The 16,392-nt window shown below is 50.9% G+C and carries 16 protein-coding genes; 13 read left to right on the forward strand and 3 right to left on the reverse strand.

What is annotated here, in order from left to right; genetic code table 11:
* The first annotated feature begins 4 nt into the window (after positions 1–4).
* From D3P09_RS18410 to D3P09_RS18440, 8 genes are all read left to right on the forward strand, one after another.
* Positions 5–268 carry an acyl carrier protein gene (locus D3P09_RS18410; RefSeq protein WP_120112868.1) on the forward strand — a complete coding sequence of 88 codons (264 nt, stop codon included), beginning with the start codon at positions 5–7 and terminating at the stop codon, positions 266–268.
* Positions 269–292: 24 nt separating this feature from the next.
* On the forward strand, positions 293–1,435 hold the full coding sequence (locus tag D3P09_RS18415) for a radical SAM/SPASM domain-containing protein (RefSeq protein ID WP_120112869.1): 1,143 nt from the start codon (positions 293–295) through the stop codon (positions 1,433–1,435).
* A gap of 19 nt (positions 1,436–1,454) precedes the next feature.
* Positions 1,455–2,582, forward strand: a complete 1,128-nt coding sequence (locus tag D3P09_RS18420) for a hypothetical protein (RefSeq protein WP_120112870.1) — start codon at positions 1,455–1,457, stop codon at positions 2,580–2,582.
* A 58-nt stretch (positions 2,583–2,640) separates the two neighbouring features.
* The gene (locus D3P09_RS18425; RefSeq protein ID WP_120112871.1) at positions 2,641–4,074 is read left to right on the forward strand and encodes a glycosyltransferase family 2 protein; all 1,434 of its coding nucleotides are present in this window, start codon (positions 2,641–2,643) and stop codon (positions 4,072–4,074) included.
* A gap of 14 nt (positions 4,075–4,088) precedes the next feature.
* Positions 4,089–4,733, forward strand: coding sequence for a hypothetical protein (locus D3P09_RS18430; protein WP_120112872.1), 645 nt, complete (start codon positions 4,089–4,091; stop codon positions 4,731–4,733).
* A 72-nt stretch (positions 4,734–4,805) separates the two neighbouring features.
* Complete coding sequence (locus D3P09_RS27755; RefSeq protein ID WP_165867498.1) at positions 4,806–4,976, forward strand: hypothetical protein; 171 nt, start codon at positions 4,806–4,808, stop codon at positions 4,974–4,976.
* Positions 4,977–5,031: 55 nt separating this feature from the next.
* Complete coding sequence (locus D3P09_RS18435; protein ID WP_120112873.1) at positions 5,032–5,895, forward strand: SDR family NAD(P)-dependent oxidoreductase; 864 nt, start codon at positions 5,032–5,034, stop codon at positions 5,893–5,895.
* Between the two features lie 48 nt (positions 5,896–5,943).
* Entirely contained in the window at positions 5,944–7,482 is a 1,539-nt protein-coding gene (locus tag D3P09_RS18440) for an AMP-binding protein (RefSeq protein WP_207892516.1), read from the forward strand.
* Between the two features lie 86 nt (positions 7,483–7,568).
* Here D3P09_RS18440 and D3P09_RS18445 read toward each other — a convergent pair whose 3' ends face one another.
* On the reverse strand, positions 7,569–8,114 hold the full coding sequence (locus tag D3P09_RS18445) for a GNAT family N-acetyltransferase (RefSeq protein ID WP_120112874.1): 546 nt from the start codon (positions 8,112–8,114) through the stop codon (positions 7,569–7,571).
* Between the two features lie 163 nt (positions 8,115–8,277).
* Between D3P09_RS18445 and D3P09_RS18450 the strand changes: the two genes are divergently transcribed.
* The 5 genes from D3P09_RS18450 to D3P09_RS18470 all read left to right on the forward strand — a co-directional run bounded on the left by D3P09_RS18450 (position 8,278) and on the right by D3P09_RS18470 (position 14,285).
* A complete protein-coding gene (locus tag D3P09_RS18450) occupies positions 8,278–8,478 on the forward strand; it encodes a hypothetical protein (protein WP_120112875.1) in 201 nt (66 codons plus the stop codon).
* 14 nt (positions 8,479–8,492) lie between these two features.
* Entirely contained in the window at positions 8,493–8,708 is a 216-nt protein-coding gene (locus D3P09_RS18455; protein WP_120112876.1) for a hypothetical protein, read from the forward strand.
* A 94-nt stretch (positions 8,709–8,802) separates the two neighbouring features.
* Entirely contained in the window at positions 8,803–9,564 is a 762-nt protein-coding gene (locus tag D3P09_RS18460; RefSeq protein WP_120112877.1) for a peptidylprolyl isomerase, read from the forward strand.
* A gap of 127 nt (positions 9,565–9,691) precedes the next feature.
* Complete coding sequence (locus D3P09_RS18465) at positions 9,692–12,679, forward strand: ABC transporter transmembrane domain-containing protein (RefSeq protein ID WP_165867499.1); 2,988 nt, start codon at positions 9,692–9,694, stop codon at positions 12,677–12,679.
* Positions 12,680–12,962: 283 nt separating this feature from the next.
* Positions 12,963–14,285: an MATE family efflux transporter gene (locus D3P09_RS18470; RefSeq protein WP_120113339.1), complete on the forward strand. Its 1,323-nt coding sequence runs from the start codon at positions 12,963–12,965 to the stop codon at positions 14,283–14,285.
* Between the two features lie 80 nt (positions 14,286–14,365).
* Here the strand turns inward: D3P09_RS18470 and D3P09_RS18475 are convergent, their stop codons facing one another.
* Both D3P09_RS18475 and D3P09_RS18480 read right to left on the reverse strand, forming a co-directional pair.
* Positions 14,366–15,511 (reverse strand): hypothetical protein, encoded by a 1,146-nt coding sequence (locus tag D3P09_RS18475; RefSeq protein ID WP_120112879.1) that lies wholly within the window; start codon positions 15,509–15,511, stop codon positions 14,366–14,368.
* On the reverse strand, positions 15,508–16,032 hold the full coding sequence (locus tag D3P09_RS18480) for an RNA polymerase sigma factor (protein WP_120112880.1): 525 nt from the start codon (positions 16,030–16,032) through the stop codon (positions 15,508–15,510). The genes D3P09_RS18475 and D3P09_RS18480 overlap by 4 nt, the downstream gene beginning before the upstream one ends.
* Between the last annotated feature and the right edge of the window lie 360 nt (positions 16,033–16,392).

Below are 16,392 nucleotides of genomic sequence, written 5' to 3' on the forward strand. Positions count from 1 at the left end.
AGATATGGTGATCCATACGGAAGAGGAATTGAGAGAAAAGGTAATCAATCTGTTAAGAGACAACGTGGACGATCCGTCTGCACTGGACCAAATTGGACCGGATGATGAGCTGTCTTCGCTAGGCATAAATTCGCTTACGTTCATTAAGCTGGTTATCGCGACAGAGATGGAGTTTGGCGTCGCTTGGAAGGATGAGGATCTGGATTTCCGCAATTTCAGCAGCATTAATGCCATTATGCAGTACATCGCCACGTCGAGTGAAGAATAGCCAATACGAGGAGGGATTTCTTATATGTTGACGAAAGCAGGCAGTCTTGGTGGAACGGCGTTAGTCGAGCATGTCCAAAATTTGAAGCCGGAAATTAAGCAGCTGACGCTGTTTCCCTCGGAAATGTGCAACTATCGCTGCAGCTTCTGCCACATCTGGGGCGAGACCGGCTGGGCGCTCAAGGAGCCTCAACGGGCTATTCGCGAGCAGCTCGATATCGATGTCTTGAAGCGATTCCTTCATGACGTAACCGAGGTGAACAAAAACCTCAGCGTCATCATTACCGGCGGCGAGCCGATGCTGTACAAGAATTTCACCGAGCTGGTAGAGTATTTGCGCAGCCGCAAGGCGAATATCTATCTGCTGACGAACGGGTCGCTTATTAAACGGCAGGTTCAATTCATTATGGAAAACATTGTAGCGATGAACATCTCAATCGACGGGCCGGAGGAATTCCATGATTCCATCCGCGGGAAGGGCAGCTTCAAGACGATTTGCGAGAACATCGATGCTCTGATCGAAGAAAAACGCCGGCGCAAAAAGATGTTCCCGTTCATTAATATTACGATGGTGCTCTCCAAATACAACTATCACAGCATCAAGGACTTCCTTGGCGCGCTGCGCGAGCGGTTCAAGGATGCGAATGTCGTGCTTCACGATTCCAAGAATCCTTGGCTGAAGCGCCGCGATCTGTCGGTTAATTTCGCTCCTCTCTTGTTCACGACACAGGAGCGCGGCCTGGCGTACGCCAAGCAGATGAAAGAGCATCTGAACTGCGATGTATCCGCCGGCTGGCAAGGCTTTGTGGAAGAGGATATCGGCATTGACACATTGGCGCTTAAGAAGGATTTGGAGGAGATCTGGGAATCCGAAGGCGTCGACACGTCCAGCTTCGTCGATATCCATGAATATTTCACCGATATTGACAATGTGTTCGGCCGTACGAAGTGCGTGGCGCCTTGGCATGAGATGGTGATTCGCAGAACAGGCGAGGTGTATCCTTGCGTCGATCTGCCGGACTATAAGTATGGCAATATCTATGAAAATTCGTTCCAGGAGATGTGGGAGGGCGAGCGTGCGACCAGCTTCCGGGAATATTTGAAAACGACCAATCTGATGATGTGCAACCGCTGCACGAGAATGTTCGCCGACAAAGAATCGTTCTAACAGAGGAAGGGGACTATTGATGAGCAACGAAGCTGTGCGTACAGAGGACAGTGAATTCGACGGCGTAAGGAAGCTGCCTTTTACCATTCCTGACGTATACGGATTTCTGGGACATGCTTATGTGCTGGGCATTCTCCAAAACTATGAGGAGTGCAAGCCATGGATTTACACCCATTACAATCAGCTCTATATCTCCAAGGATTATATCGGAATCGGGGAGTATCGCCTCGACTTTTTCCCTAATCTGATGGTTCTGTTCGGCAATGTGCCGTGGCTCAAGTACCGGCAGACGTGCAAGGGCATGCTGGCCGATCTTGGTGTCGATATCCACGCTTTCCTGAAGCGGCATATTGATGGAGGCTATTATTGCTCGACGTATGTGGACGAATATTATATCCCAAACTCGATCAGCAACGGCGCGCATCACTTCAGCCATGACCTGATGGTATACGGCTACGATCTGAACCGTCAAATTTACAACATTGCGATTTTTGATAAAAACCGGCAGTTTTCCTTCCAGGAAGTGACCTTCGAGAACTTCGGCCTTGCTTATTACAAGGATACGGGGCAGAAGGGAATCAGCCTGTGCCGCAAGGTTGAGCCGCGCGAATACGGCGGTTCGCGCTACGGCGCGCAGCTGGGAAGATTCGATCTGGAGCTGCAGACGATGGTGGACAGCATGAGCGATTATTTGAATGGCGTCGATACATCGAAGCGGCTGCGATTCTATTATCAAAGCATAGAAGGGTATTATGGCCTCGATATTTACGAGGGACTGCAGGAAGGCTTTAGGCTGACCGCCGAAGGCAGCATTAATCTGGACGTCAGGCCGCTTCATATTTTATGGGAGCATAAAAAAATGATGACGGCACGCATTCGCTATTTGCAGGAACAGGGCGCGCTGGGTGAAGATAACGGGGCTCTGGAAGGCTACACGCGTTTGGAAGGCGAGGCGATGGTGCTTCGCAATATGCTGCTGAAATACTTTTACTCGCGCAACAATGCCACTTTGGGAGACATCGTAACCAGGTTAAGCCATATGCAGGCGGCGGAGGAGCAGGTATTGGGAGAGCTGGTGGAGGAGCTGTGCAGGCGCAATCATTTGACTCCTTACCAGTACGAGCAAGCGGAGAAGCTGGAAGTTTAATCATCGGGGGAGGCTTCTCCCGGAAGCCTTCCCTAAGATCGGCAGAGGATGGAGGGGAATGAAACGCATGGATATTTCAATCATTATTCCGGTGCATAACAAGCCGGATCAATTGGAGAAGACGCTATACTTCATTAGCGGGCAAAAGGACCTCGGCGGCATCGGGATGGAAGTGGTCATTGTCGACGACGGCTCCACGGAGCCGGTTCGCGAAGTCGTTGATTCTTACCGCGATAAGCTGCCTTCGCTGAATTATATTTTTATCCCGAGGGACAAGCATTCCTGCAGATCGAGAGCGCGCAATACCGGCATTGCCGAGAGCAAAGGGCGCATATTGGTTTTCTTGGACTGCGGAATCGTCATCCCGGATACGATGATCCGACAATCGGTGGGACGAATCGGAGACAGCGCGAATATGGTGCTGTACCATTATATATTGGGAGCTTTCACCGACCCGGACGTAGAGGATATGTCGGTCATTGAAGGCATTACGCCGCAGAACCTGGCGGACACTTGCGAACGGCTGAAGTTCCATCCCGGCTGGGAGGATATGCGGACGGCGCATTTCGAGCTGGTCGGCGGCGATTTGAACCGGATGGATGTGCCATGGACGATGGGCTGGAGCGGCGCGGTCAGCGCGTCGAGGGAAATCGTGGTGAAGTCCGGCGGCTTCGACGAGTCGTTCAAGGGCTGGGGCGCGGAGGATACAGACTTCTCCTACCACTTGCATCTGCATGGCGCGGCCATGTACGCCACGGAGGAGATATGCGTGCTTCATCTCCCGCATGCCGCAGACGACAAAATTGATATGAAAATCAAAACCAGCTTTATGAACCGCAAAAAAATGCATTTCAAGCATTACACATTCGATACGGAGCTGTACCCGTATTCCGCCGATATGCACTATGACGGGATTATGTCGAAGTTCAATCGGCTGGTCATCAAATATTATACGCCGCTTTATCCCGCGGAGTTAATCGGGAGGCTTCATGACGACTACCTCGCGGGCGCGGAACGCTCCGCTATTGTCGGGGCTGACAGCTACGCCCTCTTGAAGGAGCTTGACGTCTCGCATATTTTCTTGCAGAACAAGCATATCTATCAGGATTTCAAAAGCAAGCTGACGGATAAAGAGGTAGTCTACATGCTGGGTGCGGATACGCCGTATGCGTCGGGTTACTTTGATGTGCTCGTGGTAACCGACTTCTACCGGATGATCAGCGAGCCGATTGCCGGCATATGGCTGAAGGAGCTCCAGCGGATTTCGAAAAAGCTCGTATTCATCCACAACGAAACTTACGTATCCTACCTCGCAACTGTTGCAGGCTGGACATGGCATAGCCTCGACGAACTGCAGGCCATCTTAGGTCAAAAGCAGCTTGCATATTCGGTTTCCGCGCAGATTGGCGAATTCCTGCTGCTAGATATTGCGAAGGCTGCCCCGGCAGCGAACATTGCAGCTCCCGAGAAGGAGCCCGCGCTTAAAGGGTAAGCAGGGATGTTAAGATGGCGGTGACCAGGTGTTATTCCTGGCACCGCCATTTTTTTGTGCCGAGCCGCAGGCTCCAAGCCGTGATTTACGGCTTGGAGTCTGCGGAGCCGGCCCGCGTGGAGCAGCAAGCCGAGATTCTCGGCATAGAGCGTGCGGAACGAGCTCGCAAGAATCTGCAGGCCGAGTTTCTCGGCTTAGAGCTCGAGGAACGAGCCCGCATGGATCTGCAAGCCGACTTTCTCGGCATAGAGCCTGCGGAACGAACTCGCAAGGATCAGCAAGCCGAGTTTCTCGGCTTAGAGCTCGAGGAACGAGCCCGCATGGATCTGCAAGCCGACTTTCTCGGCATAGAGCCTGCGGAACGAGCCCGCGTGAATCAGCAAGCCGAGTTTCTCGGCATAGAGCCAGCGGAACAGGCTCGCGTGGATCAGCAAGCCGAGTTTCTCGGCTTAGAGCTTGCGGAACGAGCCCGCATGGATCTGCAAGCCGACTTTCTCGGCATAGAGCCTGCGGAACGAACTCGCAAGGATCAGCAAGCCGAGTTTCTCGGCTTAGAGCTCGAGGAACGAGTCCGCGTGGATCAGCAAGCCGAGTTTCTCGGCTTAGAGCCCGCGGAACGAGCCCGCGTGGATCGGCAAGCCGAGTTTCTCGGCTTATAGCATGCGGAATGAGCTCGCAAGGAACTGCAAGCCGAGTTTCTCGGCATAGAGCCTGCGGAACGAGCTCGCAAGGTGCTGCAAGCCGACTTTCTCGGCATAGAGCCTGCGGAACGAGCCCGCGTGGATCGGCAAGCCGAGTTTCTCGGCTTAGAGCTTGCGGAACGAGCTCGCATGGAGCAGCAAGCCGAGCTGTACGGCAGCGTTTATGCGTTGCGGCACATCTGCTCTTGTCTCAGCTGCTAGAGTAGTGGACAATAGAGATATTGAACATTACTTTTCCAATAAAGGGAATATGACGATGCGTAGATACAGCGTAGTTGAGAGATTACTTTTTCCGTCCGCACAGTTAAATGAAGATAAGCTGGCAAAGGCGGTCCAAGGCAAGACTGTGCTCATTACAGGGGCAAGCTCTGGCATTGGCGAGCAGACAGCATTATTGCTTGGACAATTCCCGGTTCATCTGGTGCTGGTGGCGAGAAGAGAGGACAAGCTCATGGAAGTTAAGAGCCTGATAGAGTCGAAAGGAATAGCCCGGGCTACGATTGTTGCTGTCGATATGAGGCGGGATGAGGAGCTGGAGGAACTTCTTCGGTTGCTACGAGAGAAGCAGAATGCCCCTGACATCGTAATTAGCAACGCGGGGCTGTCGATCCGGCGCTCCATCTTTGCGTCCTTGGACCGTCATCATGACTACACTCGTACGATGTCGATCAACTATCTGGCTCCAGTCAAGCTGCTGCTGTCCGTTATCCCAGAGCTGGAGCGCCGCCAAGGGCAAGTCATAAATGTATCTACTATTAATACTTCTTTAGCCCCTCTCCCGAAGTGGTCCGCGTATCAAGCCTCCAAGGCTGCATTCGATACCTGGTTCCGTTCGGCAGCGCCAGAGCTGAATGCTGCAGGAATCTTCACGACATCTATCTATTTGCCGCTGGTACGCACGCCGATGATCGAGCCTACTTCCGCCTACAAGTCCATGCCCGCGATGAACCCGGAGCATGTAGCCCGCATTATTGCAAAATCTATATATGCCAAGCAAACAAAGTGGCAGCCCTGGTGGCTGTTCATAGGCCAAGCAGCTTCACTCATATTCAGAGGGCAATGGGAAAAATGGATGGCGCGGAAACACGGCAAGCAACGGGGCAAACAAGAGAACGGATAGATTGGCGCAGATATGCTTGCGGGGACATTATAATTGGGAGGAGCGAATATGGGGATCGTAAAATTAGTGCAAGTGATGCGTAAAATAGGGATGTTGAGCCCACGGGGCCTGTATCGTTTGCTTGCCGCTATCTTCCGCTACGGTATTAATGTCATGGCGCTGCTGAAAATTGCCGAGCGAACCTATGGAGAGTCTGCCGCCATCGCGGATGACCGCGGGACGATTACTTACCGCGAGCTGCTGGGTCAATGCGAAGTGTTGTCGGTTTCGCTGCGGGAGAACTATGGAATCAGGCCGGGGAGCAAGGCTGCGCTCCTGTGCCGCAACCACGCATCGCTGGTGAAAGCTATCTTCGCATTATCTTGGTCAGGAGCGGATATCTATCTGCTGAACGCTGAGATGAACAAAGATCAATTGCAAGACTTGCTCACGGCTTATGATTTTGATTTGCTGGTCTATGACGAGGAGCTATCGCCTTTTATAGAACAAGCGGCATACAGCAAAGGAAAGCTGCTAAGCTACCACGAACAAAAACCTGCCATTAACTTGCTTTCAGCAGGGACGGCTGCCAAAAAGCGCAGCGGGCACCATCGTGCATCATCGGGCAGCATTATGCTTCTGACGGGCGGCACGACAGGCAAGTCGAAAAAGGTGCCGCATAAGCCATCGTTATTCCATTATTTGAATCCGTTCTATACGCTGCTTGAACGGCTTTATCTCGTACGTTACCATACCGGATATATTGCAACGCCGATTTATCACGGCTATGGCATTGCGATTTTGCTCTTGTTCGTTGCTCTGGGCAAAAAGATTGTATTGACAAGCGGCTTCCATGCGCCTAAGGCATGCGAGCTGATTCGGGAGCATCAGGTGCAGGCAGCGTCCGTTGTTCCGCTTATGCTGGACAAAATGCTGAAGCATAATGCTGACGATTTGCGTTCTCTTGCTTGTATCGCTTCTGGGGGCGCAGAGCTGAATCCAAGGCTGGTGGCCCATGCGTTCGATAAGCTAGGAGATGTGCTGTACAATCTGTACGGCACGTCGGAGACGGGGCTTAATATTGTCGCTTCGCCGCAAGACTTAAAGCAGTCTGCGCATACGCTCGGACGGAGAATTGAGGGGGTGCCCCTCTATGTGCTGGATTCCAATATGAATGAGACGGTACCCGGTGCGGTCGGCCAGTTCTGTGTCGAAAACTATTTTAGCCGCTCGCGCCAAAACAAGAAGTGGATCGAGACGGGCGACATGGGATATCGGGACAGCAGCGGTCTTTATTACTTGTGCGGAAGAGCGGATGACCGAATTGTATCTGCGGGTGAAAATGTGTATCCGATCGAGCTGGAGCATATTTTGATCCAGCATCCGCATGTCGAGGATCTGGCGGTCATCGGCATACCTGATGAGGCGTTCGGGCAGCGGCTGAAGGCCTACGTTCAGCTTGTCCCGGAGTCCCGCCAAAACGCTGAACAGCTTATGGAGTGGCTGCGCAGCCGGGCTGCGCGTTATCAGATGCCAAAGGAAATCATATTGGTCGAGCAGATACCCTATACCCAGCTGGGTAAGCGCGACAAGAAACAGCTAGTCTAACCGCTGCGGGCTCTATCCATGGAGAGCTGCGCCAAGCAGCCAAGAGAGGCTTATTGTCCGGCAAGCGCAATACCGCCGTGGGGCGTCTATTCGCGAAAGCGCCCCATGATTACGGTGTTATAATATTGCCCGTCGGATAATAATTTGTCATTCTGAAGCACGCCTTCAATCTGAAATCCGCATCGCTCGTACAATCGGATAGCGCTTGTATTCGTCTCCAGTACGCTTAACGTCATTTTGGTGATGCCGCATGAGTCTGCCCATGCCAGTGACGCTCTCAGCAGTTCCTTTCCGATACCGTATCCCCAGCACTCCTTTAGAATACAAACCCCGAATTCCGCTTTATGGGCAAGTCGTCTTAGTTGATTGCCCTCGCATCTGGAGAAACCGACGAGACGGCCGCCCGCTTGTGCAACGAGAAATAAATTACGCTCTAACTCGCTATCTGACTGAATCAGCTTTTCAAATCCCTTCGAATCGATAAAAGCTTCTCCCGCCTCTCGATCCATATGCTCAGTCTCGCCGTCGATCCTAACACGAAGCTTCGATAATTCCACCGCATCTCCTGCTGCGGCTGATCGAATGACATATCGCATGCCCCGAACCTCGAATTGTTGCTGCTCCATTTTCATTTATATCTCTTCCTTTCTATCAGCTTATCAACCAACATTTACTAACATAAAAACAGTGTTACGATCGTAACACTCCTCTCTATCAAATGACAACTTTGGTTGCTTTAACAATATTGTCGTTTCCTGTAGACTAAACCAGACTACGATGAAGAGGTGAATAGAAATGCCAGAAAATCATCAGCAAATTTCGTCAGAGTCCAGACAGAAATTACATTTGGAAGAATTGAGGGAAGAAGGCAAAGCGCTCACCGAGCAAGAAATGAAGCAAGTTACGGGCGGAGCTGGAGTTGGAAAGCTTCAAGGCACAGCCGGCATTAATATGAATGGAAAAACTATCCCTACTAATAAACAATTGAAATTTTAAAAGGTGGCGAGAACATGTCAGAGAACAATCAACAAATATCAAAGGAGTCCAAGCCAAAGCTTCGTCTTGAAGAATTGAAGGATGAAGGGAAAATGTTGACCGAACAAGAGATGAACCAAGTGGCAGGCGGAGTAGGACCCAATAGATATAACGTCGGCTCCGTTACGAATTCGGCTCAATTGCAGGGCAACAAAGCTGTATTGCCAGGTAGAACGATTTATATGAGCTAGGATAGGCGGCTGAAGATTGATCAAGATGAATCACCTCTACAATGAGGTGATTCTTTCTTTTCATCCTATTTATGAACTTAGATGAGGAGTCTGTATGTCAATAAATAACGTTTTAATGACGGTCAAAGGTCAGGCTGTTACGCATACGGAGTTGTTGAGGTACGTCCGCAATCATCAAGCTATCGCTGTCCTTCAGCTTAAGGCAAGACAGATGCTTATTGGCCAATATGCGGAGCAAGCGGGATTAACGGTTTCGGATGAGGAGCTGCAGGGCGGCATTGATGTGTTTCGCCGCGAGCGAGGGCTGTTGAAGGTTGCTTCAGCTTTGGAGTGGCTAGAACGTCATAGCATGACTTTAGAGGATTTGGGGGATCGGGTGCGGGATCAGCTATTGGAGTCGAAAGCGGCTGAGCACTTCTCCCAGCCTAAGATTGAGCCCTATTACTACGAAAATCGCCAATCCTTCGATACCGCGATCGTCTCCAGAATTGTGCTGAAGGAATACGGCGCTGCGCGCGAGCTGCTGTTCCGTATCGAAGAAGGCGGCGACTTCCATAGCCTTGCGCGCGAATTTTCCGAGGAAGACGAGACAAGAAGAGCGGGCGGATACGCCGGAGAGGTTGGACGCGACAGCTTAACCCCGGCTGAAACTGCCGCGGTGTTCGGTGCGCAGGCTGGAGAAGTGTTGGGGCCACTCAGGACCAACCAAGGTTATCTGATCTTTAAAATAGAGGAAATTAAAAGCGCGCGGCTCAATGAATCTCTTAGAAGCCGAATAGGAACGATTCTGTTCGAGGAATGGCTGCGCGAGCAGATGAAGGAAGTCGATATTCACTATGCGATGTGGCAGATATGAAATATAAGACCGTCGATGGGTGTGAAGCAAGTTGGAATCGCTGTTAAACAGGGTCTCTCTTTTTGATGTTATGAATGAGCAGGAGAGGGCCCTCTTATCGCAAAGGCTTGTGCCAGAGCATTATCAGATGGGACAAGCGATTATCGAGACGGGCAAGCCGATTGAAGCTTTTTATATTATTGCAACGGGACAAGCAAGACGAATCAAGGTGCAGGCGGACGGGGGCGAGATTAATTTGGGTCTGCTGCAGCCTGGTGAGCATTTTGGCGAGAGCGGATTGCTTGGTCAGGAAATCGCCGATATGACGGTTCGGGCTTCGACCGAGCTGTGGCTGTGGAAGCTGGAGAAGGAAGACTTCGCAGAGCTGCTTCTGCTGCAGCCGGAGCTTGAAGGCTACTTGAACATGTATATTGCTTCGGATTCCACGCTGACCTTTTTGCAGACATCCCCTTTATTTTCCGGGCTTGAAACCAGTGTCTTGCATTCCCTGTTGGGTAAAATGGCGGTGTGCCGTTATGAAGCCGGTACGATTGTAGTCACGGAGGGGGAAGTGGGAGACTTCCTATATATTCTGCGCTCCGGACGTGCGGAGGTGGTGTCAGAAAGCACAGGCGAGTGGCATGGCGAACTTCTGGAGGGCGACTACTTCGGCGGATTATCGCTGCTGGATGCCGTTGCATCTGATCGAACGGTTCGAATGACGGAAGAATCGACTCTTCTCCGGCTGTCCAAAGAAGTGATGGACGTGCTGATGCGCATGTATCCGGATATGAAGGAGGGGATCGTCAGCAATGCCGCCAAGCTTTATGGCATAGGCGGTCTTGCGAATCGGAGTGCTGCTGCAGCAAAGAATACTGAGGAGCAAACGGATCTCACGGGCAACAAAGAGCTTAAATTAGTAGCTGAATATGATGGCAGCGCAACCATTGGCCAGCCGTTGCTCCTTCCTGATGGGATGAAAGCGCGCAAGCGATTGTGGCGGAGATATCCGCTTGTGCTCCAACAAAGCGAAATGGACTGCGGTCCGGCATGTCTCAGCATGATAGGCAAGCATTATGGGATAAAAATTCCCGTTCATGCGATTAGGGCGATTGCCAGGACTTCCCGTTCGGGGACGACGCTTCAACAATTGAGCATGACGGCGCAGTCGCTTGGCTTCGCGGCGCAGGGCTATCGTACTGGCATGGAGGAGCTAGCCAGCCTGCATTTGCCGGCTATTGCGCATTGGAGAGGCAATCACTATGTTGTCGTCTATGCGATTACTAATGAGCATGTCATCTTAGGCGATCCCGCGGTCGGCATCGAGAAGCTGACCCGCGAGCAATTCACCGCGGGCTGGAACAGCATGCTGCTTCAGCTTGCGCCAACAGATGCGATGAAGGCAAGCGGCGGCACCAGCTCTACGATGCGCCGATATGTCTCATTCTTGAAGCCGCATGCCCGGATGCTGGCCCTTGTCCTCTTCATGTCTGTCGTCATTCAATTGCTTTCGCTATCGATGCCAGTCTTTACCCAGAAGGTTATCGATACGGTGCTGGCCGACAAGGATGAGGCGCTGCTGCTTATGCTGCTTCTGGCTATGCTGGGCATCTCGCTGGCGAATACAAGCTTTATTTTTATCCGGCAATGGATAGCTTCCCGAACGGCACTCAAGATTGATATGAATATGATCCATGCCTTTTATCAGCATGTGCTAAGGCTTCCGCTTTCGTTCTTTAATGAACGGACAGTTGGCGATATGCTGGCGCGGGTGAATGAGAACGAGAAGATTCGCAATGTGCTGACGAACAGCGCGTCGGGCTTTATTTTGGATTTGGTTACGATTGTCGTCTACAGCGCTCTTATGCTTTATTACAATGCAAAGCTATTTTTGCTGGCGGCTATTATTTTTCCTCTGTATGCCTTATTGATCTATGTAGTCAGCCCGCGAATGAGGAAGAATAGCCGAAAGCAATTTCTGGCGGAGGCCGATTCCGATTCGACTATGGTGGAAGTTGTGCAGCATATGGCTGCGGTTAAGAGCCTGACAGCTGAGCGCAAGATGTTCGACCAGCTTAAGCATAAGTTCAAGACTGCCATGGATTTGCGGCTCAAAGGCGTATTCCTGTGGGTATCGGCGGAAGCGGGCAGCGAATGGATACGAACGCTCGGCACGATCCTCGTGCTGTTCTTTGGCTCACGCTACGTGCTGGCTGATGAGATGACGGCGGGCGAGCTGGTGGCGTTCACCGTGCTTCTGGCGACGGTTACTCAGTCGCTGGCTTATTTGGTTCAAATGCTGGATGATCTCATGGAGGCGCGAATCTCGATGGAGCGGCTGGATGATGTATTCCAGACGGCTCCCGAGCAGCCGGATGGCGATGGACTTCGTAAGCTTGCAGACGTAAGAGGGCATGTATCTTGGCAAAATGTCACGTTTCGCTACGAGGAAGACGGCGCCAATGCGCTGCAGAATGTTTCTTTCGAGATGCTGCCGGGGCAGACAGTCGCATTGGTTGGAAGGAGCGGCTCCGGCAAATCCACGATTGCGAATCTGATGGCAAAGCTGTATCACCCCTCAAGCGGGGCAATCTTGCTGGACGGCCATGATCTGCGAAGCCTAGATGCAGAATCGCTGCGTGCCCATATCGGAGTTGTGCAGCAGGAGACGGCAATCTTCCGCGGCTCTATACGGGACAATATTGCATTCCGCAACCCGAATGCGTCCATTCAGGATATTGAGGCGGCTGCCGTTATGGCTGGCGCCCACGATTTTATCCGTATAGCCCCGCTAGGCTACGATACCATGATTGGCGAGGGAGGCATGAGATTGTCTGGCGGTCAAAGCCAACGTATTGCTATTGCAAGAGCATTGCTAGGCGATCCTCCGCTGCTGTTGTTCGACGAGGCGACTAGCGCGCTTGATACGGAATCAGAGAGGCTGATTCAGCGCAATATGGATGGGATGCTGAAGAACAGGACGACGCTTATTATTGCGCATCGCCTTAGCACGGTGAAGCATGCGGACCGCATCATCGTGATGGATAAAGGCAGCATCGTCGAAAGCGGATCGCATCAAGAGCTGATGGAGGCCAGAGGCCTATACTATTACTTGATCCACCAGCAGTTGACGTAGCGGACCAGTTGAACACTTATGCCGATTCTCTTTACAATAAATAAAATAAAATTTCGGAAAAACGGCACATTCGCCGTTTTTTTGTTATACTGGGGTAGAAGTCATATGACAGATTACGTCCGATTCTATTCAGGTTGAATAGATCGGGCTTTCTTTATGGACAGCGACGTGGATAAGTCAGAACAACAGGAAAAGAAGTGATGAGGCTGTGGCTGGTGGCATACGATCCGTCATTCAACGGAAGAGCGACTCGTTGTTAACGAAGTATTTTACGGGCAACTCGATGGATTACAAGCAAATATTCGCAATCATTATTCCCATTTTTGTAGACTCGGCGTTTATCGTATTAATGGCCATTATGAACACCGCCATGGTCAGCTCCTCCGGTGTTGCAGCCGTCAGCGCGGTCAGCATGGTCGATTCGATCAATATGTTTCTGGTGAACCTGTTCGTTGCGATTGCAACGGGCGGTACCGTCATCGTAGCCCAGTACAAGGGCAGCGGCAATGGGGAGATGGTGGCAAAGTCAGCTTCTCAAGCTATATCGTCGGTAGCTATCATATCGGTCGTTATTGCGGCGTTCATCATTGTGTTTCATTCGTCTACCTTAACCCTGCTGTTCGGCAACGCGGATGCCGATGTGCTGCATAATGCGAAGATCTTCTTGATCGGCAGCTGCATCTCGTACCCGTTTATCGCGATCTATCAAGCCGTCACCGGCGTGCTTAGAGGCGTTGCAGAGACCAAGGCTTGTCTGATGTTATCGCTGGTTTTGAATGTATCGTATTTTCTGCTTAATGTTGTGTTAATCAAAGTGTTCGATATGGGCGTCGTCGGCTTGTCGATCTCGTTAATTCTGGCCCGTGTGCTGGGGATGGCCGTATCAATGATTTATTTGTTTAAATATAATCAGACCATTCGCATCAAGCTGAGGGACACCTTCCTTGTTCATTGGTCGATTCTGAAAAAAATTCTGTTTATCGGCATTCCATTTGCGATGGAGCAAATGTTCTTCAACGGCGGCAAGCTATTGACCCAGACATTCATCGTTCACCTGGGCACGCTGGCTATTACGGTCAATGCGATCGGCAACTCGCTTTCGATGCTGTTCCAGATTGGCGGGACGGCGCTAAGCGTCGCTGTTGTGACGGTAGTCGGCCAGTGTATCGGGCGAAGGGATATCGAGGATGCAAGGAAGTTTGTGAAATCGTTTATCGGGTTGTCTACGATTTTCTTTATTGTCATTACGGTCATCCTGCTGCTTCTGTTCCCGATGCTGGTCAATTTGTACGCTCCTCCGAAGGAGATCGTGCCTTCCATCTTCTCGCTGATCCTGCTGATCTCAATTGCGCAGCCGATCGTATGGTCGTTCAGCTTCATCATGCCGTCGGCCTTGCGGGCAGCAGGAGATTCCAAATTTACGTCGATCGCATCTCTGCTGTCAATGTGGCTGTTCCGCATTATATTGGGATACGTTCTTGGCATTACATTGGGCTTTGGCCTGATGGGCGTATGGGTGGCGATGGTCGCCGAATGGGGCGTCCGCGGCGCCATCTTCGCGTGGCGCTTCCGGGGAGACAAATGGTATAGACATAAGCTTATATAGAAAAAAGCCGTCCTGGCAGTCTTCAGACTACAGGGCGGCTTTCTTTAATTAGCAATCGATGCGGAAACCGGATGCGGTCGTTACTGCTGGGGATCAAGTTTAATGATTCTGCCGGTAATGATTCCGTTCTCGTCCCGGTGGAATTGTTTGGCCCAATAGAGATCGTCTTTTCCGCTGACAGAGAACCTGTCGGAATCGCCAACCTGGCCCTCTCTAAAGAACTCCTCGGGAGATGCTGTAAAGCTCCAATCTTTATACTCATATTGGAAGTTTCCTGAACTGTCATAAGTAACTTCTTTCACCGATTCTGGAATCACCAAGCCGATCGATTCGCCATCCCGCAATTTCAGCCTCAATTCGTTAATCCACTCCATCCACTCTTGGTCGGGATGCGCTTCAGCCTTCAGCTGTGACGGCTGAAGGAGCTTTTCTATATAGGCTTCCGCTTCTTCATGATTTGCTTTAGCAATGTCGAGAGGCAGATCGAACAGCACCGCCGCGCCCTTATAATCTTCTTTGGCCTCAATCTCGCCTGTAGCTTCATCGAATGAAAACGCTTCGTTTCTAAAAAATGTATTGCCGCTGCTAATGGCCAAATATACGCCCCGATCTGCAAATATCTCTACCTGATCGCATTCAATCAATCTGTACATAATGCCGTTGATAACGGTCTCGTTGTAGGCTCCGTTCATGGAAGCAATGTTGAACTGCCACGGCTTCAGTCCCTTAATGAGAGGCGAGATAAAGAACGGAACTTTGCCGTATTCGTCATCAGCAGTTGCTGGCATCGGCTGCCCATCTTGTCTTGCTATCGACACAACCGCATAGGTTCTGTCCGGATAGATTTCTTCTGCCGAATGTTTGAATTGACTTAAACCTGCTCCCGATACAAGGCCGTGAAGAATAAAGCGATAATCGCCGTCTTCCTTGGACTGATTAATTTCTATGGCATCGGCGCTTTCAAAAGCTTCTGCTAACAATTGGTCTCCAAATATCTCGGTAACCTGTTTCGCGCTGAATAACTGAGTTGCGGCATAGGCGGACACAGACAGGACAAGCAGCAAGACGGCTGCCAATAATCCTGCGGATAAGCTTTTTCGATATTTAAAGTTCATGGTATTGCGCTCCTTTAATTGATGAATGAGGGATAAATGGAGTCGTTCATCGGGCTCAGCATCGGCAGCCAATGATTGGCGGAGTACACGCTCCAGATCCGCATCTTTCATAGGGATTCCACCTCCAACACTTGCTTTATCATTTTGCGGGCTTTGTGCAGCCTGCTTTTGACCGTTCCTTGAGGGATTCGAAGCGCTTCGGCAATCTCTTCAATAGTCATATCCGCTGTGTAATGCATATAAAGCGGGTGCTTAAGCTTGTCATTGAGCTTGCTGGCGGCCTTGCGAATCATGGCGCGAAGCTCTAACGACAGCAAGGATTCCTCCGGCGACGCTTCGCTTGCAGCTGACAGGAAGAGGTACGCCGCATCGTTAAGCTGGGCTGTAGGGGTAATTTTTCGCCGCCAGGCAAGCTTGAGGCGGTAATTTTGCTGCAGCCGGATAGCGATGGCTATGAGAAAGGCTTTTGGATTGCGGGATGCATCCAGCTTGTGCCGCAGCTCCAAGGCTTTGAGGAATGTTTCCTGATACAGGTCGTCGGTATCTTCTTTGCTCCCCGTCAGTTGGAAGCAGAAGCCGTATATGGACTTTCCATGCAGCTTAACTAGCTCGATCAACTCTTCAATAGTCAAGTAACTTCTCCTTCCTGAATGGCCATTCATCTATCTATTGTCATAAGCCGAGAGAACGGTTCATTTTTATTTCCTTGATCGTTTACAGAATTGTACCATTTTGGGACTATTCATTCGGACAAGTTTTTTTGAGCTTGTACATGCGAAATAGATTCATTGGATGAAACCCTGATGATGAAAGGATTAGCCTTTATCGGCATGGCAAGCCCAGAATGGTATGAATTGATAGGTTCAGTCATAAAAAATATATGAACATAAGGAGGAGGTGCAGGGCTATACCAAATCCAAGGCGGAACAGAAAATCGCTTCGGCTAAAACGCGGACGTTCATCTAAACCAATCGGAGAATCTCTCCATAGAA

Source organism: Paenibacillus pinisoli (assembly GCF_003605435.1).
Classification (GTDB): Bacteria; Bacillota; Bacilli; order Paenibacillales; family Paenibacillaceae; genus Pristimantibacillus; species Pristimantibacillus pinisoli.

Excerpts from the sequence above, each read along its gene's own strand:
- D3P09_RS18450 (WP_120112875.1), top strand. The coding sequence starts at position 8,278 with ATGCCAGAAAATCATCAGCAAATTTCGTCAGAGTCCAGACAGAAATTA.
- D3P09_RS18455 (WP_120112876.1), top strand. The coding sequence starts at position 8,493 with ATGTCAGAGAACAATCAACAAATATCAAAGGAGTCCAAGCCAAAGCTT.
- D3P09_RS18475 (WP_120112879.1), bottom strand. The coding sequence starts at position 15,511 with ATGAAAGATGCGGATCTGGAGCGTGTACTCCGCCAATCATTGGCTGCC.
- D3P09_RS18460 (WP_120112877.1), top strand. The coding sequence starts at position 8,803 with ATGTCAATAAATAACGTTTTAATGACGGTCAAAGGTCAGGCTGTTACG.
- D3P09_RS18435 (WP_120112873.1), top strand. The coding sequence starts at position 5,032 with ATGCGTAGATACAGCGTAGTTGAGAGATTACTTTTTCCGTCCGCACAG.
- D3P09_RS18425 (WP_120112871.1), top strand. The coding sequence starts at position 2,641 with ATGAAACGCATGGATATTTCAATCATTATTCCGGTGCATAACAAGCCG.
- D3P09_RS18440 (WP_207892516.1), top strand. The coding sequence starts at position 5,944 with ATGGGGATCGTAAAATTAGTGCAAGTGATGCGTAAAATAGGGATGTTG.
- D3P09_RS18415 (WP_120112869.1), top strand. The coding sequence starts at position 293 with ATGTTGACGAAAGCAGGCAGTCTTGGTGGAACGGCGTTAGTCGAGCAT.
- D3P09_RS18445 (WP_120112874.1), bottom strand. The coding sequence starts at position 8,114 with ATGAAAATGGAGCAGCAACAATTCGAGGTTCGGGGCATGCGATATGTC.
- D3P09_RS18465 (WP_165867499.1), top strand. The coding sequence starts at position 9,692 with ATGGGACAAGCGATTATCGAGACGGGCAAGCCGATTGAAGCTTTTTAT.
- D3P09_RS18430 (WP_120112872.1), top strand. The coding sequence starts at position 4,089 with ATGGCGGTGACCAGGTGTTATTCCTGGCACCGCCATTTTTTTGTGCCG.
- D3P09_RS18470 (WP_120113339.1), top strand. The coding sequence starts at position 12,963 with ATGGATTACAAGCAAATATTCGCAATCATTATTCCCATTTTTGTAGAC.
- D3P09_RS18410 (WP_120112868.1), top strand. The coding sequence starts at position 5 with ATGGTGATCCATACGGAAGAGGAATTGAGAGAAAAGGTAATCAATCTG.
- D3P09_RS18420 (WP_120112870.1), top strand. The coding sequence starts at position 1,455 with ATGAGCAACGAAGCTGTGCGTACAGAGGACAGTGAATTCGACGGCGTA.